This window comes from Streptomyces bullii, from assembly GCF_042657145.1.
In the GTDB taxonomy this organism is placed as follows: domain Bacteria; phylum Actinomycetota; class Actinomycetes; order Streptomycetales; family Streptomycetaceae; genus Streptomyces; species Streptomyces bullii.
Genome location: NZ_JBHSNY010000011.1, coordinates 112,210 through 132,364 on the forward strand (window position 1 = coordinate 112,210; position 20,155 = coordinate 132,364).

16 protein-coding genes and 1 pseudogene are annotated in these 20,155 nt (G+C 69.5%); 5 read left to right on the top strand and 12 right to left on the bottom strand.

Annotated features, from left to right (window positions below; all coding sequences use genetic code 11):
* Positions 1-2: 2 nt before the first annotated feature.
* From ACFPZJ_RS29695 to ACFPZJ_RS29715, 5 genes are all read right to left on the bottom strand, one after another.
* Positions 3-956, bottom strand: a complete 954-nt coding sequence (locus ACFPZJ_RS29695) for a UDP-glucuronic acid decarboxylase family protein (protein ID WP_381027910.1) — start codon at positions 954-956, stop codon at positions 3-5.
* Positions 941-2,338, bottom strand: a complete 1,398-nt coding sequence (locus ACFPZJ_RS29700; RefSeq protein WP_381027912.1) for a UDP-glucose dehydrogenase family protein — start codon at positions 2,336-2,338, stop codon at positions 941-943. Before ACFPZJ_RS29700 ends, ACFPZJ_RS29695 begins: the two co-directional genes overlap by 16 nt.
* Positions 2,335-3,396: a UDP-glucose 4-epimerase GalE gene (gene galE / locus ACFPZJ_RS29705; RefSeq protein ID WP_381027915.1), complete on the bottom strand. Its 1,062-nt coding sequence runs from the start codon at positions 3,394-3,396 to the stop codon at positions 2,335-2,337. Before galE ends, ACFPZJ_RS29700 begins: the two co-directional genes overlap by 4 nt.
* Before the next feature lie 36 nt (positions 3,397-3,432).
* Complete coding sequence (locus ACFPZJ_RS29710; protein ID WP_381027918.1) at positions 3,433-5,259, bottom strand: glycosyltransferase family 2 protein; 1,827 nt, start codon at positions 5,257-5,259, stop codon at positions 3,433-3,435.
* Positions 5,260-5,660: 401 nt separating this feature from the next.
* The gene (locus ACFPZJ_RS29715) at positions 5,661-6,224 is read right to left on the bottom strand and encodes a dihydrofolate reductase family protein (protein ID WP_381027921.1); all 564 of its coding nucleotides are present in this window, start codon (positions 6,222-6,224) and stop codon (positions 5,661-5,663) included.
* 386 nt (positions 6,225-6,610) lie between these two features.
* On the opposite strand from ACFPZJ_RS29715, the gene ACFPZJ_RS29720 reads away from it, so the two are divergent.
* On the top strand, positions 6,611-7,882 hold the full coding sequence (locus ACFPZJ_RS29720) for an MFS transporter (protein WP_381027924.1): 1,272 nt from the start codon (positions 6,611-6,613) through the stop codon (positions 7,880-7,882).
* A gap of 205 nt (positions 7,883-8,087) precedes the next feature.
* On the opposite strand, the pseudogene ACFPZJ_RS29725 reads toward ACFPZJ_RS29720, so the two are convergent.
* A pseudogene (locus ACFPZJ_RS29725) lies at positions 8,088-9,207 on the bottom strand (pyridoxal phosphate-dependent decarboxylase family protein); the annotation flags it as partial.
* A 122-nt stretch (positions 9,208-9,329) separates the two neighbouring features.
* On the opposite strand from ACFPZJ_RS29725, the gene ACFPZJ_RS29730 reads away from it, so the two are divergent.
* Positions 9,330-9,872: a GNAT family N-acetyltransferase gene (locus ACFPZJ_RS29730; RefSeq protein WP_381027927.1), complete on the top strand. Its 543-nt coding sequence runs from the start codon at positions 9,330-9,332 to the stop codon at positions 9,870-9,872.
* A 108-nt stretch (positions 9,873-9,980) separates the two neighbouring features.
* Here ACFPZJ_RS29730 and ACFPZJ_RS29735 read toward each other — a convergent pair whose 3' ends face one another.
* Positions 9,981-10,460: an ATP-binding protein gene (locus ACFPZJ_RS29735; protein ID WP_381027930.1), complete on the bottom strand. Its 480-nt coding sequence runs from the start codon at positions 10,458-10,460 to the stop codon at positions 9,981-9,983.
* A 168-nt stretch (positions 10,461-10,628) separates the two neighbouring features.
* On the opposite strand from ACFPZJ_RS29735, the gene ACFPZJ_RS29740 reads away from it, so the two are divergent.
* On the top strand, positions 10,629-10,991 hold the full coding sequence (locus ACFPZJ_RS29740; RefSeq protein WP_381027932.1) for an STAS domain-containing protein: 363 nt from the start codon (positions 10,629-10,631) through the stop codon (positions 10,989-10,991).
* Between the two features lie 744 nt (positions 10,992-11,735).
* Entirely contained in the window at positions 11,736-13,271 is a 1,536-nt protein-coding gene (locus ACFPZJ_RS29745; protein WP_381027935.1) for an alanine/glycine:cation symporter family protein, read from the top strand.
* A 1,044-nt stretch (positions 13,272-14,315) separates the two neighbouring features.
* Here the strand turns inward: ACFPZJ_RS29745 and ACFPZJ_RS29750 are convergent.
* From ACFPZJ_RS29750 to ACFPZJ_RS29770, 5 genes are all read right to left on the bottom strand, one after another.
* Positions 14,316-15,449, bottom strand: coding sequence for a site-2 protease family protein (locus tag ACFPZJ_RS29750; protein WP_381028341.1), 1,134 nt, complete (start codon positions 15,447-15,449; stop codon positions 14,316-14,318).
* 153 nt (positions 15,450-15,602) lie between these two features.
* A complete protein-coding gene (gene nhaA, locus ACFPZJ_RS29755; RefSeq protein WP_381027938.1) occupies positions 15,603-16,892 on the bottom strand; it encodes a Na+/H+ antiporter NhaA in 1,290 nt (429 codons plus the stop codon).
* 17 nt (positions 16,893-16,909) lie between these two features.
* Entirely contained in the window at positions 16,910-17,311 is a 402-nt protein-coding gene (locus tag ACFPZJ_RS29760) for a CBS domain-containing protein (RefSeq protein ID WP_381027941.1), read from the bottom strand.
* Between the two features lie 58 nt (positions 17,312-17,369).
* A complete protein-coding gene (locus tag ACFPZJ_RS29765; protein ID WP_381027944.1) occupies positions 17,370-17,768 on the bottom strand; it encodes a DUF3040 domain-containing protein in 399 nt (132 codons plus the stop codon).
* Between the two features lie 17 nt (positions 17,769-17,785).
* Positions 17,786-18,742, bottom strand: coding sequence for an NfeD family protein (locus tag ACFPZJ_RS29770; protein ID WP_381027945.1), 957 nt, complete (start codon positions 18,740-18,742; stop codon positions 17,786-17,788).
* A 204-nt stretch (positions 18,743-18,946) separates the two neighbouring features.
* Between ACFPZJ_RS29770 and ACFPZJ_RS29775 the strand changes: the two genes are divergently transcribed.
* Positions 18,947-20,134 carry a PucR family transcriptional regulator gene (locus tag ACFPZJ_RS29775; RefSeq protein WP_381027948.1) on the top strand — a complete coding sequence of 396 codons (1,188 nt, stop codon included), beginning with the start codon at positions 18,947-18,949 and terminating at the stop codon, positions 20,132-20,134.
* Positions 20,135-20,155: the final 21 nt, after the last annotated feature.

Sequence of the window (20,155 nt, forward strand, 5' to 3'; positions counted from 1 at the left end):
GGTCACGCCTCTACCCGCTCGCCGTGGGGCACCCGGTTCATGAACCAGGCGACCGTGTACCGCAGGCCGTCTTCCAGGGTGACGCGCGGTGACCAGCCGAGCCTCTCGCGGGCCCGCTCGATCACCGGTCGGCGCCTGGCGGGGTCGTCGACGGGCAACGGGCGGAATGCGATCCCGGACCGTGATCCGGTCACCGCGAGGACCAGGTCGGCGAGTTCCCCCACGGTTCGCTCACTGGGGTTGCCGAGGTTGAGCGGTCCCGGTTCGGTGGTGTCGAGCATCGCCACGATGCCGCGTACCAGGTCGTCGACGTAGCAGAAACTCCTGGTCTGCCTGCCGTCCCCATAGATCGTCAGCGGTGCGCCGGCCAGTGCCTGGCGGATGAAGGTGGACACCACCCGCCCGTCGTAGGGCCGCATGCGCGGTCCGTAGGTGTTGAAGATGCGCAGCACACCGGTGTTGACGCCCAGGCGCCGCCGGTACGCCGCGGAGAGTGCCTCGGCGAATCGCTTGGCCTCGTCGTACACGCTGCGTGGTCCGACGGGGTTCACATGCCCCCAGTAGTCCTCGTGCTGTGGGTGCACTTCGGGGTCGCCGTACACCTCGCTCGTCGAGGCCAGGACGAAACGGGCCCGGTGCTCATGGGCGAGACGCAGCGCGTTCTCCGTCCCCCTGCTGCCGACCGCCAGCGTCTCCAGCGGCATCCGGTCGTAGTCGGGGGGCGAGGCGGGACTGGCCAGGTGGGCGACGGCGTCCACCGATCCCGGTATGTCCAGGCCATCGGACACATCGGCCCGCACCCGTCGAAAGCCCGGAACGTCCATGAGGTGCGCGATGTTGTCCGGCTGTGCTGTGCAGAAGTTGTCCACACACCAGACGGTGTCTCCTCTGCTCAGCAGGGCGTCACACAGGTGCGATCCGATGAATCCCGCGCCACCCGTCACGACGACATGCATGGGTCACTCTCCAGGGAGACGCCGATGAGGCCGTCATACGGCCCTGTTCCCGTCGCGTGCCGGTGCGCTCCGTTCAGCCCGGGGCGGCCGAGGGCACGCACACACCAGCCCGCCTGCTGCCAGGCTTGAACATCAAGAGTGTTGCGCGCGTCCACCAGCAGCGGCCTGCGCACCACCCTGGCGAGGAGAGCGGGGTCGATCTCCGCGTACTCCCGCCACGGAGTCAGGTGCAGGACGAGGTCGGCTCCGTCGCATGCTTCCGGGACGACGGAGGTGTACTTCAGCTCCGGGAACGCGGCCTGGGCGTTGTCGAGGGCCGCCGGGTCGTGTACGCGGACCTCTGCTCCCTCAGCTCGTACCGCGTCGGCGACAGCGAGGGCGGGCGAGTCGCGCACATCGTCGCTGTCGGGTTTGAAGGCTGCCCCGAGCACGCCCACGTTCCGGTCGGCGAAGGACCCGCCGACGAGGGCGCGTGCCAGATCGACCGTACGCCGCCGCTGTCTGGTGTTGATCTCGTCCACCTCGTGCAGGAACGCGACGGCCTTGCCGGCCCCGAGTTCCTCCGCGCGGGCCGCGAACGCCCTGATGTCCTTGGGGAAGCAGCTGCCTCCGAAGCCGAGGCCGGGTTGCAGGAAGGGATGGCCGATGCGCGAGTCCTCACCGATGGCCTGGGCCAGAGTGGTCACGTCGGCGCCGGCCGCGTCGCAGACCTCCGCCATCGCGTTGATGAACGAGATCTTGGTGGCCAGGAACGAGTTGGCCGCCACTTTCACGAGTTCGGCCGTGGACGGGTCGGTGCAGAAGAAGGGAACACCGCCCCTCAACATCGGCGCGTACACGTCGCGCAGCACCGCCTCGGCGCGGGCCGACGAGACGCCGACCACGAGGCGTTCGGGCCACAGGGTGTCGCGCACGGCGGATCCCTCGCGCAGGAATTCGGGGTTCCACGCGATCTCCGCCTGCGGGGCCACCTGCCGCAGTCGCGCCGCCAGGCGGGCCGCGGTGCCCACCGGCACGGTGGACTTGCCCACCACCAGGCTTCCCGGCCGGAGGTCGGGAGCCATGCCCTCCACGGCGGCGTCGACGTACCGCACGTCCGCGGCCGGGCTGTCCGGCTGTTGGGGTGTGCCGACGCAGATGAAGTGGAGGCCCGCGAAGCGGGCGGCCTGGGCGAGGGAGGTGGTGAAGCGCAGCCGGCCGGAGGCCACCGTCCGGGTGAGCAGCTCGTCGAGCCCTGGCTCGTGCATGGGAGCCTTCGCCCTGTTCAGAAGATCGACGCGGTCGGGGTTGATGTCGACACCGAGGACGGTGTGCCCTATCTCGGCCATGCAGGCGGCATGCACGGCTCCCACATATCCGGTGCCTATGACCGTCAATTTCATTGGAACTCCATCTCCTTCGGCTCACGCGTTCTGTAGCCGAACGGGTTCAGCTGTTGGAATTTCCACGCGTCCCGGCACATCGCCGGCAGGTCCTGCGTGGGGCGCCAGCCCCATTCCCGTTGCACCGCGGTGACGTCGGCGACGAGCTCGGCCACATCGCCGGGGCGCCGGGCCACGATCCGGTAGGGCAACTGCCTTTCGCAGGCTTCGCCGAAGGCCTTGATGACTTGGAGAACCGAGCTTCCCTTTCCCGTGCCGATGTTGTAGGCGCGGAAGCCCTCGGTGTCGGCCAGGTGTTCCAGTGCGATGCGGTGAGCCTCGGCCACGTCCATGACGTGGAGATAGTCGCGGACCGCGGTGCCGTCGGCGGTGGGGTAGTCGTCGCCGAAGACGTTGACATGCGTGCGCCGGCCGACGGCGACCTGCGACACGTACGGCATCAGGTTGTCGGGCACGCCGGACGGGACTTCACCGAGCAGCCCGCTGGGATGCGCGCCCACAGGGTTGAAGTAGCGAAGGGAGAGGACCCTGAACTCCGGGCACAGACGGCACACGTCGGCCAGAATCCGCTCGCAGATCGCCTTGGATGCCGCGTAGGGATTCGTCGGGCGGACCGGGGTGTGCTCGTCGAGCGGGCCTCCGCCCTGCCCCGCCTCGCCGTAGATCGAGCAGGACGAGGAGAACACCAGGTCCTTCACGCCCTGCTCACGCATGACCGAGAGCAGAGCCGTCGTCCCCCCGACATTCGTGTCGTAGTACTCCACCGGCATCCGCATGGATGCGCCGACCGCCTTCCTGGCGGCGAAGTGGATCACTGCGTCGATTCCGTGGCGCTCGAAGACAGCCGACAGGGCGTGACGGTCACGGATGTCCACTTCGTAGTCGGCGACGATGGTGCGGCCTGTGATCGCCCGCACTCGTTCCAGTACCTGTCGGGCGCTGTTGGAGTAGTCGTCGACGACGACGAGTTCGCAGCCGTGGTTGAGCAGTTCCACGCAGGTGTGGCTTCCGATGAAGCCGGCCCCGCCCGTGACGAGTGTCGTGTGCGACGGTCGCATGAGCTTCCTTCTCGTTCGTGAGCGGTGGCGCTGGGCTCACCAGCTCAGGACAGCCGCCGCGTACGACGGGTAGAAGACGATGGACACCGCGACGGGCATCACCGACAGCAGCGCGGTGGGCAGCGCGAGTCGCGCGGTCGACAGTGCTGATACGAAACCCACGCCGACAGCCCGCGACGCCTCCCGCACGTGCAGCACGGCCACGGCCACAGCGACCGCCGCATACGTCGTGGCGGCGAGGACGCACAGGAAGACGTAGCCCGCGGCCGGGCCGGTCAGTTCGCCCCACAGGGCGACGCCGGACAGCGTCGTCGCGATGACGGTGAAGGGCAGCACCAGGCGCGCCATCAGGACCTGGGTTCCCGAGCGATCTTTGGGGGTGACCCGGAAGACCAGATTCCGGGGGCGTATCCGCAGCCGAACGGCGGAGATCACCCCCCAAATGACGAACGGCCACCGCGCGAGCGCGAACAGCCAGGTCTCCCAGCTGACAATGGGCGCACTGCGGGGCCGCATCAGCCCGCGGCGGCGCAGCAGGACCAGCGCCAGAAGCAGCCATATCGGCATGGACCAGAAGTGGAGGAGGAAATCGAAGTAGTTGACGTTCATCCACGGCGTCCCGGTCACCACCGCGATGGGCGGCAGAGCGAGCCCCGCTGTGATCATCAGGCTGAGGAGCGGGTAGTACGCCAGGGCGTAGGTGAAGCGCAGACGGAGCAGGAACGGCATCCGGCTCAGGTGTCGCGGCACCAGGTCGAGAAGCATCGTGGTCAGACTGCGGGACCACTGATACTCCTGCGTGATCATGTCGGAGAAGGTGATCGGTCCCTCGCCGTGCGCCTCGGCGTCGATGGCGAAGGCCCCGTGCCAGCCTGCCGAGTTGAGCAGGAACGTCGTGGAGAAGTCCTCGGCCAGTTCGGGGCCGAGCCCGCCGATCTGCCGCAGTGCCCTGGTGCGTACCGCGTAGTGGGAGCCGATGCACATGGGCGCCAGCCCGGCGCTGTGCCCCAGTTGGACCGCTCCGTGCCAGATGGCCTCCCGGTACAGCCGTCCTCGGGCCGCCCAGGAGTGCACACCGTTGGTGTCGCAGACGCTCGGGGCAGCCACATAGCCGATCGCCGGATCGGAGAACGGCCGGATCATCTCCGACAGGTACGACGGGGCGGGCACATGGTCGCAGTCGAGCTGCGACACGGCCGCGTAGTCGCGGTAGCCCCAATGGTCATAGAAATACGCGAGGTTGCCCTCCTTGCAGCGGGTGCGCCGGGGCCATTCCGACCGCTGGTACTCGGGAACGCCACGCCGGCACGACACCCGGACGTGGTGACCGGCGCACCACTGCTCGATCTCGGCAGTCGGGTCCTCGTCGCAGAGCCAGACGTCGTACGCGTACGGGAAGTCCTGGTCGAGCATGGCTTCGAGCGTGAGGCGCACCGTCGGCCACGGTTCGGAGGGGGCACGTGTCACGGCGAAGGCCACCGGGATGCGGGGGATGGGCAGAGCGGGGTTGATCCGGCGCAGCCGTACGGCGGTGACGAAGAAGTAGCAGGGCAGGATCGTCAGGTAGAGCAGCAGAGCGCTGTTCACGATCAGCGCCGCCCACCCGACGCGGTGTTGCGGCTGCAGCCACCACGACCAGAACCAGACGAAGCAGATGAACCAGCTCAACGTGATGCCGACGAGCGTTGCGCGGTCATCCGCCGACAGGGCCGGTACGAAGGTGGTACGTCCCACAGTGCGTACGGTCTTGCGACGCCCGAAGAGCGGCCCGGCCGGGGTGATCCGGTCTACGTTCCCTCCCGACAGGGTCGCGATGTGCCACTCCAGCCGGGTGTCGGACGAGTACTGACTGCGGTCCGTCATGAGAGGCACTCCGGGGCCGGGCACGCTGCTGGTGTACGTTGACACTGCCTGTTTACGTCGTATATGTACGAGTTTGCGCCCCTACGGGTATGGCGTCAATAGGCGGACCACGGATCAAGGGCAGTGGGCAGGGACGAACAGGCCGGAGAGAGCACCGGCCGGCGCGCCGGTTCTGGCGTCAGAGACGCTGACAGCCAGGCGCGTCGCAGCGCGGACGCGGAGCGGCACGCCGCGCCAGAGAGCCGCGCCGCCTGGGGGCATCGCGGACGCCACCCACGCCGTCACCCACTGTCACCATCAGGTGCTGCCTGGGCCTCATCCGCGTAGGCATCGGCATCGGCATCCAGGTTGAAATGATCGTGGGGAGAACCTCACCGGCTGACCCGTTCTCCACGAGCCGGCTAGCGCGCCACGCGATAGCGGAGGTAGACGACTCGCGAGCTGAAGGTGCGGGTCTCGAGAAGTTCGAGATCCACTCGGCGCCCGCGGTGGGGGAAGAACGGAATGCCACCGCCCACCAGCACCGGGTAGACCACGGCACGGTATTCGTCGATCAGATCCGACGCGGCCGCCTCAGCGGCGAGAGTCGCGCCGCCGATCGCGATGTCACCCTCCCCCGGCTCAGCCCGCAACCGCTCGATCTCCTCCGCCAGGCCGCCGGAGGCCAGGCGGGCACTGCCCTGCACCGCCGAGAGCGTGGTCGAGAACACCACCTTCGGGAGCGGCTTCCAGAGTGCGGCCCACTCGAGCATCGACTGGTCCAGCGATGGATCCTGGTCGGCGGTCTCCCAGTACAGCATCGTCTCGTACAGCCGTCGTCCCAACAGGTGGACGCCGACCTCTCGGATCTCGTCGATCCAGAAGCGAAAGACCTCCTCGTCGGGCACCGTCCAGTCGAAGCCACCGTCCGGCCCGACGATGTAGCCGTCAAGTGAGACGCTCATCGAGTAGGTCACGCTACGCATCAGAAGTCTCCTCGGTGACGGGGTTCGACAGTACGACCGCCGGACGCTCCGGAAGCGTGATGGGTGGCGCCCCGCGCGTGTTGCGGGTGGGGTACAGCGGTCTTGTTCCGGACCACAAAGTCAGCCGCTTGGTTCGCAAGGGGCGAGCGAAACCGCCTTTCGCGTCGGGCTGCCGACGGCTAGGGTCATGGCACAGCGAGTGACCCATGAGGAGCCTTGACATGGTCGGTTTCCCGAGCACGCGTTGACGTTGTAGGCCGTGACCGGCCTGTCATCGCGTGCTGCCTGAGATGGTGCGGCACAGCGAGCCTTCCCCTGCCCGAACCGTCGGTGCACCTTTCATGTGCTCGGCGGCGGGCCCGCTGTCGGCGACTCAAGGGATTCCCGTGCCGTCCGTTTCCTCCGCTGCATCCGATTCCGGCCGACCTGTTTCGTCAAGCCTGTGGCGGGACGTCGACTTCCGCAGGCTCTGGACGGGTCAGACAGCGTCCCAGCTCGGAGAACACGTAAGTCTGGTGGTTGTGCCGCTCTTCGCGGTCCTGACGCTCCACGCCAGTGCCGGCCAGCTGGGCGTCCTTCGCGCGGTGGGGCAGGCGCCGATCCTGTTGCTCTCGCTGTTCGTCGGCGCGTGGGTGGACAGGTGGCGGACCCGCACGACGATGGTCCTCACTGACGTCGGTCGGGCCGTGGCCCTGGGCGCCGCCGCCGTGGCCGGCCTCCTCGGCTGGCTCGGCCTGCCCGCCCTGGTCGCGCTCGCCTTCGCCGTCGGGGCCCTGTCCGTGTTCTTCGACGTGGCGTACCAGGCGTCTCTCGTACGGTTGGTGGAGCGGGGCCAACTGGTGCGCGGAAACAGCGCTCTCGAGGGCAGCCGGTCCGCGGCGCAGATCGGCGGTCCCGCTCTCGGCGGTGCGTTGGTGTCCCTGCTGTCGGCACCGATCGCTGCCGCCTCCAGCGCGCTGTTCTTCGCGCTGTCGTTCCTGTCGATCCGGAGGATCCGCCGAGACGAATCGATGCCGAAGCGCCCGGAACACCCCCCTCGGGTGTGGCAGCGGATTCATGAGGGCCTGCGTTTCGTCGCCGGCGATACCGTACTGCGGACCGTCTGCCTGGCCTCGGCCGCCTTCCAGTTCTCCTTCGCGGCCGTGATGACCGTCTATCTGCTCTTCCTGCCGCGGGAACTGCACCTGTCGGGCACCGTCGTCGGGCTGGCGCTCACGGCGGCGGGGCCGGGCGCGCTCCTGGGCTCGCTGCTGGCCGCCCGCCTGCCGAGCCGATTCGGTCATGGCACGGTGCTCGTGTGCGCGGCGGCGCTCGGCGACGGCGTGTTCCTGTGTGTGCCCGCGCTGCGCGGCTCCTCTGGGGTGACGGTCGCCGTGCTCCTCGCGGTCGGCTTCGTGTTCGGGTGCGGCGGCCAGTTGGTGAATGTCACAGTCATGGCGGTCCGGCAGGCCGTCACTCCGGACGGGATGCAGGGCCGCGCGGCCGCGACCGTCACGTTCGTCGGCATGGGGCTGACCCCGCTCGGGTCTCTGGTCGGCGGTTTCCTCGCGGAGGAATGGGGGCTGCGCACCAGCCTCCTGGTGACGGCCGCAGGCATGATGCTGTCCCCCGTGGTGATGGCTCTGTCCCCGCTCGCCCGCCTGGGAAGGGAGCTTTAGGCCTCGCATGACGCGCCACCGACGGCCGCCCACCCCGAGGGCCCGTGCGAGGGCCCTGCGTCGCGCTGAGGCTCACGACCCCCGCCGTGCAGATCGCAGTTGCTCCTGGACGTCGTGCGGCGCGCGCGATGAGCACGAGGCACCGGGTGCGCGTCCGGTGCGCGCCACCGACGTCAGCGGAGACCAGAGCCACGATGTGTGACCTCTACCGGGACCGGGCCATCTCTTCGACCCGGGTGTGCGGGTGTGTGACGTGGTGCTCGGATTCCGGCTTCATCAGGACGCTGCGCAGGATCCGGGCGCCGTCGGCGTCCGCGGTGATCTGGTGATCTTCGGGTGGCGGGCGGTGAAATCCTGGCGGCCGGCTTTGAGTGTGCTCAGCAGCACCGGGTTCTCGCTGGCCATGCCGTCGGCGAGGATCCTGGCGGTGGCGGCGTCGATGCCGGTCAGGGCGACCGGGGCGACCAGGGGGAAGTAGCTGACGATGTCCAGCTCGGGCTGCTGGTAGAGCTCCAGGGCGTCGGATGCGGTGATCAGGTTGGCCCACTTCAGTGCGGCGCGGCGTCCGGCCGTCAGGACGCGGTCGAGTCCGTCCGGGGTGGGCGGCAGGAGCTGGAAGGTGAGCCGGAGGGCCGCGGCGGAGGCGCCGGCCCGGGAGCATTCCAGGCTGATCTCGCCGAGGTGGAGCCCGCTGGAGGTGAAGTAGGTGTACGGCGAGTCGTGGCGGTAGAAGCGGCCCACCGCGGGGTCGCGGAAGAGCACGGCGCCGCAGCCGTAGGGCTGGAGGCCGTGCTTGTGCGGGTCGACGACGATCGAGTCTTACTGCGAGACGGCCCTCCACGGCTCGGCGCGACTCCTTCGGGGGCCGTCGGCGCCCGCGAGCAGGGTGAAGAATCCGCCGTAGGCGGCGTCGACGTGGAGGCGGACGCCGTAGCGCTCCTTCAGCGCCAGGGCCTCGTGGACGGGGTCCACGACGCCGAGTCCGGTGGTGCCGGCGGTGAGACGACGGTGCCCACCTCGCCGGTGCGCAGCAGGTCCTCGAGCGCGTCGAGGTCCAGGCGGCCCCGGTCGTCGGTCCGCACCGGGTGGCCCTTCACGCCCAGGACGTGGCGCATGCGGCCGTGGGTGTAGTGGGCGTCCGCACTGTAGGCGACGCCCCGGCCGGGGTCGAGTTCGCGGGAGACGAAGAGTGCTTCAAGGTTGGCGATGGTGCCGCTGGTGGTGAGGTGGCCCAGGTGGGTGTCGTAGCCGAACATCGCGGCGAGCTGCGCGACGGCCTCGCGTTCCATGCGGGCGGTGGCGGGGCTGCCGTCCAGGGCGTGGTTCGTCCTCATGGTGGGGTGGGACACGGAGGCAACGACACCGAGGGGCGCTGACGCAGCGGAGAAGGAACCCGTGGCCGACGGGATCCCCGTCAGCAGAGCCGTACGCGTGCGAGGATGCGCCCGTGCCCGAAATCCTCACCGCCCGGCTGCGGTTGCGGCCCTGGCGCGACGACGACCTCGATCCGCTCGCCGAGATGAACGCGGATCCGGAGGTGATGCGGTACATCGGTGACGGCTCCGTGCGCACGCGGGACGAGACGGCGGCGGGGCTGGCCCGGATGCGGGCCGAGTGGGAGGAGCGCGGCCACGGTATGTTCGCCGTCGAGCTGCGCGAGACCGGGGAGATGACGGGGTGGACGGGCACCACTGTGCCGGCCTTCCTCCCGGAGGTGCTTCCCGCCGTCGAGATCGGCTGGCGTCTCGGCCGCCGGTTCTGGGGGCGCGGCATCGCCACGGAGGCCGCCCGCGTCGCCCTCGGGCATGCCTTTGACACGGTAGGACTGGAACGGATCGTGAGCATCTGCGATGTCGGCAACGGCGCCTCGGAGAACGTCATGCGCAAGCTCGGTCTGCGCCTCGACCGCGAGACGGTGGTGCCCTCGCACGGCGCACGTGTGCGCGTGTACGCGATGACGCGCGAGGAGTACGCCGGGATGCGCGGCTGACGAGAGACGCACCGGGCCGCGGTCGGTGTCGGCTCCTGCGGCTTCCCCCAGTGATCGGTGTGCCGTCGGTTCCCGGCAGCGGCACTGACCGGGCAGGCCGGGCGTTCTCTACAGCGGTCGGCGTCCGGTCGGGGCACCGCCCGGGTCGTCCAGGAGGGCGATGCGGGCGGTGATGCGTTTGCCGACCGGCTCCCGCTGTGCCTCGAAGGCCTGGGCGATGGCCATCACGATCTCCAGGCCGTGCTGGCCCACCCGTCCGGCATCGGCGGCCCTGGCCACCGGCAGCACGGGGTCGGAGTCCCACACGACCACCTCGATCGCTCCGCCGGCGATCCTCAGATCCATCAGTGCCGGGCCCGGAGCGTACTTGCGGGCGTTGGTGACCAGTTCGCTGACCACCAGCTGGGTGAGGTCGATCGCGCGCTGCGAGACGGGCAGACCGTGCTCGGTCTGGATCCGGGCGAGGAATTCCGTGGCCAGGTGGCGGGCATGGGCGATGCACGCGCCGTCCCCGTCCAGGGCCACTGTCATCTGTATGGCGTCGGTGTCCGGCGTCACGTGGCCCTCGCCGCGAGGAACTGGTTTCATCCGGACCGCCTTCACTCCCCCGTTCACAAGTCGGCATGTACCCGTTCCCCGGCAACACAGGCCTCCTCTCTGCGACGGGAGTGTGCCGGGGGCATCCCCGCAGCGTCTGCGGGCAGTCTCCGTAGAGAAGCATCAACCCGGCGGATCACCGATCGATGTGAGGGACGTGTGGCAGGCACCGACGAACTGGCAGGACCGGACCGATTGTCGATCACCAGCGCCCTCATCGACGGCACGACCGTCGTCATCGTCAAGGGCGAGGTCGACCACCACACCACCGCTCCGCTCCGCCAGGCCCTGACGCCCCCCGACGGCCTCACCAGACCGCGCACCGTGGCCGACCTCAGCGGCGTCACCTTCATGGACTCCAGCGGCATCAACGCCCTCATCGCCGCCCACCAAGCCCACGGCGACCAGGGCTGGCTGCGCCTGGCCGGCATCCAGCCATCCGTCCAGCGCGTCCTGCAACTCGTCGGCGTCGACACCCTCATCGCCTGCTACCCCACCCTCGACAACGCCCTGGAAGCCTGACAGCCCCCGACCTGCCTTGAACCTGCGCACCTGTATGCCGGTTGGTCCCGGCGCCGTCGCCCACCGCAGCAGAACGTGGCAGGCATGGTGGGTGACATGGGCACCGCTCCGTCTCCCGGCCATGGCATCTGTGACGACGCCCAGGAGAAAACGCAACACCCAGCCGTGACTCGGGCGGCCGGATCGTACGCCTTGGACGTGCACCAGAACATCTGCCGCGCACCGGCACCCTCGGCCGCGCGGCGCCCCAGTCGGCAGTCCGGGGTCACCGCCGACGAAGCCCCCCTGCCGGGAGTAACCGCCCGCTTCGCAGCCGACAGCGGCCACCGTCGACTTGGCGCTCGGTGATCAGTGCGACGGTGGACGGCAGCGGACCGGGGGCAGGCGCCCGCAACGCCACCCGAGACATAAGTGCCCAATGCACGCATCTGACCCTCTGCGTAACGGTCCGATCTCGTTCGCTGGCACTATCGACCGTCACTGATGGTCATGTGATCTGCGTTACTAAAGATTTAGCAAACGGCGTGATACAACAACGCAACTCCGCAGGTGGTCCCGCTTGTCGCACCGCACTGCGGAGTGTCGGCATGCACCGGCAGCACGATCAGGGCGCTCACGGTCCGAGAACATGGACCCCGCGCCCGGGTCGCTGATCGGACAACGACGCTCGCCCTGACCGACCGCACATCAACCGGCGGCACCACCCTTCATGCCCCGGCCCCGCGCCATTTCGAGGTAGCCACAGTGTCACTCGACTCCGTCACCCAGTCCGTCGACGAAGCCGTCAGCGGATTCTTCGAGCCCATAGCCAGGTGGCTCGGGGAGGTCGTCTTCTACGCCGTTCCCGTCGGCGGAACCGACCTTCCCCTGATCGTCGCCTGGCTTGTCGTCGCCGGTCTGGTCTTCACCGGCTGGTTCGGGTTCGTGCAGATCCGCAAGTTCAGACTCGCGGTCGACGTGGTGAGGGGGAAGTACGACGAGAAGGGGTCCGCGGGTGAGGTCAACCACTTCCAGGCGCTGACCGCCGCCGTCTCCGGCACGGTCGGCCTCGGCAACATCGCGGGCGTGGCCGTCGCCGTCTCCATCGGCGGTCCCGGCGCCACGTTCTGGATGATCCTGTGCGGCGTGCTCGGCATGGCCACCAAGTTCGTCGAGGTCACGCTCGGCGTGAAGTACCGCGAGGTGCACGCCGACGGCACCGTGTCCGGCGGGCCGATGCACTACCTGCCCAAGGGCCTGGCCGACCGGTTCGGCGCGAACGGCAAGAAGCTCGGCAAGGTCCTGGCCGTCCTCGCCTCCTTCATGGTGCTGTTCTTCGGCCTCTTCGGCGGCAACCTCTTCCAGGTCAACCAGTCGTACGCGCAGCTCGTCTCGGTCACGGGTGGCGAGGACGGTCTGATGGGCTCCTCCGCCGGCGCCCTGTTCTTCGGCATCCTCGTGGCCGCGATCGTCGGCATCGTGCTGCTCGGCGGAATCCGCTCCATCGCCAACGTCACCAGCAGGCTCGTGCCCGCCATGGCGGGCATCTACATCGCGGCCTGCCTGGTCGTCATCCTGGTCAACGTCACGGCGGTCCCGGCCGCGGTCGGCACGATCATCGACGGCGCGTTCGACCCGGAGGGTGTCGCGGGAGGTGTTCTCGGCGCGCTGATCATCGGTTTCAAGCGGGCGGCGTTCTCCAACGAGGCCGGACTGGGCTCCGCGCCGATCGCCCACTCCGCGGTCAAGACCAAGCACCCCGCCAGCGAGGGCCTGGTCGCCCTGCTGGAGCCGTTCATCGACACCGTCGTCATCTGCACGATGACCGCCCTGACCATCGTCATCGCCAACCCGGCCAGCTGGGGCGAGGCCCGCGAAGGCGCCTCCATCGGTGGCGTCACGATCACCTCCGACGCCTTCGCGACGGTACTGCCCTGGTTCCCGTACGTGCTCACCGTCGCGGTGCTGCTGTTCGCCTTCTCCACCGTGCTGACGTGGGGCTACTACGGCCTCAAGGCGTGGACCCACCTCTTCGGCCGCAGCAAGGCCAGCGAGGTGACCTACAAGGTCGTCTACACGCTGTTCGTCATCACCGGTTCGCTGCTGACGCTGCAGACCCTGATCGACATGGCCGACGCGGTGCTCTTCACGCTCGCCGTCATCAACATCATCGGCCTCTACCTCCTCGCCCCCGTCGTCAAGCGCGAGCTCAACTCCTTCCTGGAGTTCGTCCGCGCCCGTAGCGCCGGTGAGATCGCCGAGGACGACGAGGACAAGGAGTCGGCGAAGACCACCGCCTGACCGTCCCCCTGGCGGCCCGGCTCCTGAGCGGGCCCGTGCACACCTCGCGCCTTGGTGAGCACGGGCCCGCTCCCCGTTCCCGCACTCTTCGGGCCGTTGGGGAAGCCCCATACTGTGGACCGCAGATATGCCCTCACGTCTGGCACAGGACAAACGCGCACCGGGCGTCGGCCGGCTCCCTGTACACGGTCCCGCCTCCGTCCGGCTCGGCGCAGACATCGCGTGGAGCACAGGGAGGGAGAGCATCGTGGCCGCGCAAGGGCAGTGCGAGAACGGAAGGCCCGAAGAGCCGGCCGGCGTACGGCGAACCCATGAGGACGCATGCCCCCCGGGAAGGTGAGCATCACGGCGGCCTCTGTCGCCCTGGCTCCGAGTCTGATCCCGGCTGTCCACCGGGCCGGGATCGACAACCCATGCCGACAGCACCGTGCAGCGGTTGCAGGAACCGCCTGCGGCGACGTCGCCGCCGGGGGGCGACGTCACCACGGTCGTCCTGATCGCCCCGAAAGGTTCCGGAGGCCTTCCTACACTGGAAGGAGTGTCGGTGACCCGCGCGGGAGGTGTCTCATGGCTCGCAGTCACCGCTTCCACGTCGACCGGGACGGCCATTCAGTCACGGTTCAGACGGGTTCCGCAGGCCTGGCCTCCTCCGGTGTCGTCGAGCTGCTCGTCGACGGCAAGGTAGTCGCTTCTCAGCGGAGTCGTCCCCACGACGTGACCGTGCTGGCCGCAGAGTTGCCCGGCGAGCCACCGCAGCCGTTCACCGCCCACCTCGACCAGTCGCCTCGGGCGGGTGGCGTCCCCTTCTGCTCATGGGAGGTCGACGGCCACCGCGAGCCCCTTCCCTACGCGCCGCTCGCCGCTCGGCGGGCGCCGTCCCCGGCCCGCCCTGTCACGACGCACCCCCTTCGCTGGCTGCGCAGAATCGCTCGCCGTCGCCTGCGGCACCTCCGCTTCCACCCTCGCTAGCGCCGGCCGTTGACGAGGTCTCGTGCCGGCGGCCCACTGTGTCGAGTCACCTGTCATCCGGTGAGCAGTTCTTCGTCACTGGTTCCCCGTGCCGCGGAGCGTCTGGCGCCGGACGATCCGTGAGACGTCACGTGCGGTGATGATGCCCACCAGCTGCCGCCCGTCGGCCATGACGAGGAGGGGCAGACCACTGGAGGGGGAGAGCTTTTCGAGCACCCCCTCCAGGAGGTCGTCCGGAGCGCAGGTGGCGCACCGCGACGTCTGCATCGCCACATCCCGCAGGCGCACGGTCTCCCGCTGCGGCACGGGAACCCGAGAGAGCCGGGCAATGGACAGCAGTCCACTGGGGCGCCCTTCGAAGTCGGTCAGGACCAGCGTCGAGTGGCGCGTGGCCGGGGCCAACTCATCCACGTACCGCTGCACGGTCAGCCAGTCGTGGCACGTTTCCACCGGACTCGACATGGCATCCGCGGCTCGCACTCCGCGCAAGGCCGGCGCCACCCTGGCGTGCCGGTGTTCCGCACTGGCGACGACCATGACGAAGAAGCCGACGACGGCCAGCCACAGACCGCCCAGGACACCACCCAGAACGGCGATCCACCCAAGGCCGATCAGCAGGATGCCAAGAGCCTGTCCAGCGCGCGCAGCCGCTCGCTCGGCGCGATCCTGATCTCCGGTGCGCCGCCACACAGCGGCCTGCACGACGCGTCCTCCGTCGAGCGGCGCGGCCGGCAGCAGATTGAACACGGCGAGGACGAGGTTCACCCAGCCGAGCCAGAGCAGGACGGCCGCGGGTACCGCCCAGCCGGGCAACGCGTGCAGCCCGATGCCCGCCCCCAGTGCCAGCGCACCGACGACCAGGCTGGTGAGCGGCCCGCTGACCGCTACCCAGAAGGCCGCGCCCGCCGTGCGCGGCCTGCTCATGGCGGTCATGCCGCCCAGGGCCCACAGGGTGATGCTCTGGACCGGGATGCCCTTCCTGCGGGCGGTGATCGCATGGGCGGTCTCGTGGGCCAGCAGGCTCGCCAGGAGCAGCAGGCCGCCGGCCAGGCCGGCGACGGTGTAGGTGGTGTCCGACCGGCCGGGGACTCCGGCCGGGAGCGTCTGGCTGCCCAGGCTGTAGCCGAACAGCATCACGAGCAGGGGCACGGTCCAGTGGATGCGCAGCGGCACCCCGAGAACGCGTCCCATCCGTACCGAGGCGTTCATGGCCTTCTCCTGCGGACCGGGGCAGGCGGTGCGCCGCCGGAACCCGTGTGCCGGCGTGTCCACGGACCGGCACCTGCGCGGTGTCCGTCTACTGTCAGTGTCACTCGACGGGGGCGGGTGGCGGTGTGAGCCGCGTTCCTGGGCATGAGCGAATCACCTGTGCTGGTAGATGTCGGGGATGTTGTCTGCGTTCTCGTCGCGGTTCTCCTGCTCGTACAGCCGCCGGTACTTGTTGTTGCGCAGGCGAAGCAGCAGCGAGGCCAGAAGGGCGGAGGTCAGGGAGCCGAGGAGGATGCCGGCCTTGATGTGCTCGCGGTCCGCCGGGTCGGGGTAAGCGAGGTCGCCTATCAGGAGCGAGACGGTGAAGCCGATTCCGGCCAGCATCGCCACGGCCAGTACGTCGGCCCAGGCCAGTTCCCGGCTGAGTCGCGCGCGAGTGAAACGGACGGCGAGGTAGGAGCCGCCGAAGACGCCCAGCACCTTGCCGACGGCCAGGCCGAGGGCCACGCCGAGTGGTTCCGGTGCAGAGACCATCGTCCTCAGCGTGTCGCCGGTGACGACGACACCGGCCGCGAACAGCGCGAACAGCGGGACGGCCACACCGGCGGAGACCGGGCGGACCAGGTGCGCGATGTGTTCGGCGGGACGTCGGCCTCTCTCGCCGTCGTGCCCCACACGCAGCAGCAGGCCCATGGCGACTCCCGCCACGGTGGGGTGGACGCCGCTGGTGTATGTCAGCCCCCAGATCACCAGGGCAAGCGGCAGGTACCAGTACCAGCCGTGTACGCGCCGTCGGTCGTGCAGGTGGAAGAAGAGTCCCAGCCCGAGCACGGCGGCTATGAGAGCCGGAAGGTTGATCGTCGAGGTGTAGAAGAGGGCGATGACGACGACGGCTCCCAAGTCGTCGACCACCGCCAGCGTGAGCAGGAAGGCGCGCAACGCGGCGGGCAGATGCGTGGCGATCACCGCGAGCACACCGAGGGCGAAGGCGATGTCGGTGGCCATGGGGACGGCCCAGCCGTTCCACGTTCCTCCCAGGCTCGTGGAGACGACACCGTAGACCAGGGCCGGTACGGCCATGCCGCAGACCGCCGCGATCACGGGCAGTGCCGCTGTGCCCGGGTGGCGCAGCTCACCGACCACCAGTTCCCGTTTGAGTTCCGCGCCGGCGACGAAGAAGAAGATCGCCAGCAGCCCGTCGGCCGTCCAGTGGGCCACGGAGAGGTCCAGCCCCAGGGCGTCGATGCCGAAGTGGAAGTCCCGTACGGACTGGTACGCGTCGCGCCATGGTGTGTTGGCCCACACCATCGCCACGGCAGCCGCGACGAGCAGCACCGTCCCACCCACCGTCTCCGTGCGCAGGGCGTCCACCACGAACGTCCGCTCGGGCAGCGGGAGGCGGCCGAGGAAGGTGCGGTTCTGGCGGTTGCGTCGACCGAGCATCCTTGCTCCCGTGTGCTTCAATCCGGCGAGCCGCAGGCCTGGATAAGCTGTTTGAGCAGGTGAGTGGCCGTGATGACGCCGAGGAGGCGGTCCGGGCCCGAGGAGCTCCGCTCGACGACCGCGATGAGCGGGCTCCGGGTGCGGGCCATCAGTTCCGCGATCTCCATGGCGGTGCAGTCGGGAGCGGCCGTGGGCAGGAACGGCTTGCCGACCGGGAGGCAGTCGAGGAGCTTGCGTCCCGCGAGCGCCCGGCACAGGCGGTCGGCATGCGGTTCGTCGATCACTTCGGCCAGGACCGGGTCCTCCTGGATGTAACCGGGCACCAGCATCCTGACCAGGTCGGATGCGGGCAGAGCCGCGTACGGCCGCCCGTCGGGATCGACGACCAGCAGCCCGGGAAGATCGTGTGCGACGTGCATTCTCACGGCTTCCAGAGCGTCAGCGTCCTTACTGATCATGACGTAGGGCTGTGCGAGATCACGTGCGCGCATGAGGCTCCCCCGTCGGGCGTTCGGTGGTGCCTCGCCCCTGACGGGCCGGTTTTGCCCTGCGGCTCGACCCGGAACCGGGCGCACGGCGCTGCGTATGAGCGGACACGGCCGGAAGCCGGCTGTTGGGCGGCTCGTGATCGTCACCGGTGGACGGCGTCGCGGTGAAGATCGAAGTGAGGAGGAGACCCAGCACCGCGACGACCACACACGCGATTGCCGCCTTCCACCGCCAGTCGAACCGTCGGCCGCTGTCGTCGTCGGATGTGTCGGTGTTCTTCTGTTGGTCGGGGAACTGGCGGTTCAGCGCGTCCATCAGCCTGGCCAGCTCGGGGTCGTCCCGCTGGAGGCGCTGCTCCAGCTCGGCGAGGATGCGCCGGTCGTCCATGGAGGGGTTCATGCCGATCACCTGTGTCGTGGGGACGGGAGCTCGCCCTGCGGCACGCACGGCCCGCTCCGTGGGTGTGGTCTCTGCGGTGCGCGCGCTACCTGGTGCCGCGTCGGAGGGCCGGAGCATGTCGACCATGCGCAGTGCCTCCATCGGCAGGGCGAAGACGACGGTGGAGTTCCGCTCACTGGAATGACGCCGATCACGCCGGCGGAACCCATGCCGGTACTGGCCGGCTCGCAGATCACTGCCAGCGTGCCGATCGACAGGAACAGATACGCCAGCTCCGGGCGCGCCAGCAGTTGCCGCAGCTCCCCGAAGAACCCCGGTTCGTGCTCCACGATCTGCGTCCCTGCCGTGCGCGGCACGATCTCGCGCTCCGCGTCCTCCGGGCCGACCACCGCACGGCGGCCGTCCAGTTCGGTGAGCAGGGGGTCGCGGGACGGTGCCACGAGATCGACGACGTCGCTCCGCCGGGCCGCCTGGTCGGACACCGAGCTGCCGTCGCGCACCGTGCCTCGGGCGAAGTTTGTGGTGCTGCCCCGCCGTTCGGCGATCGAGACGGCAAAGGCGGCCACGTCGTAGACCAGCTTCCCGCCCTCCTTGCCCTTCCCGGTCACCGGCGTGCCGGCCGCGACGTGGGTGCCCGGTGCCATGGCGGCCGCGTGCGCGGACAGTGCGATGCAGGCGCCCGCCGAGGCCGCGCTCGCCCCGGAGGGAGTGACGTACACGATGACCGGGACCTCGGAGGCGAGGACGTCCTGGACGATCTTCCTGGTCGATTCCAGCAGCCCGCCAGGAGTGTCCAGCTCGACCAGGACCGCCTGGTGCCCGTCCCGCTCGGCGGTCCGCAGTCCTTTTTCGAGGTGATCGGCGACGACGGGGGTGAGGGGGCCGTCGATCCGCATCGTGAGCAGGGTCGATGACGACTGCGCCGCGGATACGGCCGGGGCGGCGAGAAGGCGGCCCAGCATCACGAGGAGGATCTGGGTGACCCTCCGGGCCGACGTGTGGGGGAGGCTTTTGGACACAGCGCGGTACCCCCTGTTCGCAGGGCGTTCCACCGGGCGTTTTACTCAGGGTTTACCCGGGACGGATCGGCCGGACGCCTGCCGAACAGGCGCGAGCACGGCCGTTTCACACACCCGTTCTTTGCCGTCCTTCGGCAAAATAGGGGCATGCCGACGGCAAAACGCCCCCGAGGCTCCCGTGCGGCGGCCCCGGATGCCCCGGTGGCTCGCGTGGTCAGCGCCGCCGCCACGGGGGCCAACCCCCCGATGGCGGACCTGCACCGCCACCTTGCGCAGCTCGCCGACACCTCCCTCACCGGACGGCGACTGCCCGAGAGCGACCTGGAGGAGCTACGGCGGCTCGCCGCCACAGCGGCCGGCCGAGGAACGGCCCTGCGGTGCGTGGTCGCCGAGTACCTGGCCTCCGCCTGTGACGTCTGGGCGGACCTCGTGGCCAGTGGGCGGGCGCGGGAGCCCGGCGACGTGATCGAGGTCGCCTCCGCACTGATCGGGGCGATCGGCGAGGCAACCGTGGCATTGACCGAAGGTTACGAAACCGCCCATCGGGCGGCCATTCGAGGCGAGGAGGCCATGCGGCGGGAGTTCGTCGACGACCTCCTCGACGGCCGAACCGACCTGGGCCGCCTGGCCGAGCGGGCCGAACGGTTCGGGCTGCGGCTTGTCGGGCCTCACAGCGTGGCCGTCGCCCGGGCCGCCGAGCCCTTCGGGGCGGGGGATGACTCCACGCGCTACGTCGAGGAAGCCCTGACCTCCCGCTTCCCCGCGAAGGACGTGCTGATCACCACCAAGGACGGCCTGCTCGTGTGCGTGTCACCCGGCGCGGTGCCCGATGTTCCGGACATCTTCGCCACCGCGGTACGCACCGCGGTGAACGAACAGTGCCGAACCGCCGTCAGCCGTCCTCGGCCAGGCGCCAGCGGCATCGTCCGCTGCTACCAGGAGGCACGCAGCACGCTCGACCTCGCCGCGCTGCTAGGCCTGAGCCGTCGGCTCGTGCACGCCTCGGACCTGCTCGTCTTCCAGGTCCTCGGCAGGGACCGTGCCGCCATCACCGACCTGGTGGCCACGGTCCTCGGCGGCCTCGGCACCGCACGCGGCGGCCCGAAGGTCCTTCTCGAAACCCTGACCGCTTACTTCTCCAGCGGCTGCCAGAACACCACCACCGCGCGACGGCTCGGGGTGAGCGTGCGCACCGTCACCTATCGGCTGACCCGTATCGAGCAGCTCACGGGCCACGACCCCACCGATCCGGAGCAGCGGTACATCCTGCAGACCGCGGCACTCGGCGCGCGCCTGCTGGACTGGCCCAACCACCCCCTGCAGTCGGCCGAGTGACCCAGCCGTACGGGAGTGACG

Bases quoted from the DNA above. Each gene is read 5' to 3' on its own strand.
- ACFPZJ_RS29695 (WP_381027910.1), bottom strand. From the start codon at position 956: ATGCATGTCGTCGTGACGGGTGGCGCGGGATTCATCGGATCGCACCTG.
- ACFPZJ_RS29700 (WP_381027912.1), bottom strand. From the start codon at position 2,338: ATGAAATTGACGGTCATAGGCACCGGATATGTGGGAGCCGTGCATGCC.
- galE (WP_381027915.1), bottom strand. From the start codon at position 3,396: ATGCGACCGTCGCACACGACACTCGTCACGGGCGGGGCCGGCTTCATC.
- ACFPZJ_RS29710 (WP_381027918.1), bottom strand. From the start codon at position 5,259: ATGACGGACCGCAGTCAGTACTCGTCCGACACCCGGCTGGAGTGGCAC.
- ACFPZJ_RS29715 (WP_381027921.1), bottom strand. From the start codon at position 6,224: ATGCGTAGCGTGACCTACTCGATGAGCGTCTCACTTGACGGCTACATC.
- ACFPZJ_RS29735 (WP_381027930.1), bottom strand. From the start codon at position 10,460: ATGAAACCAGTTCCTCGCGGCGAGGGCCACGTGACGCCGGACACCGAC.
- ACFPZJ_RS29750 (WP_381028341.1), bottom strand. From the start codon at position 15,449: ATGAACGCCTCGGTACGGATGGGACGCGTTCTCGGGGTGCCGCTGCGC.
- nhaA (WP_381027938.1), bottom strand. From the start codon at position 16,892: ATGCTCGGTCGACGCAACCGCCAGAACCGCACCTTCCTCGGCCGCCTC.
- ACFPZJ_RS29760 (WP_381027941.1), bottom strand. From the start codon at position 17,311: ATGCACGTCGCACACGATCTTCCCGGGCTGCTGGTCGTCGATCCCGAC.
- ACFPZJ_RS29765 (WP_381027944.1), bottom strand. From the start codon at position 17,768: ATGGACGACCGGCGCATCCTCGCCGAGCTGGAGCAGCGCCTCCAGCGG.
- ACFPZJ_RS29770 (WP_381027945.1), bottom strand. From the start codon at position 18,742: ATGCTGGGCCGCCTTCTCGCCGCCCCGGCCGTATCCGCGGCGCAGTCG.
- ACFPZJ_RS29775 (WP_381027948.1), top strand. From the start codon at position 18,947: ATGCCGACGGCAAAACGCCCCCGAGGCTCCCGTGCGGCGGCCCCGGAT.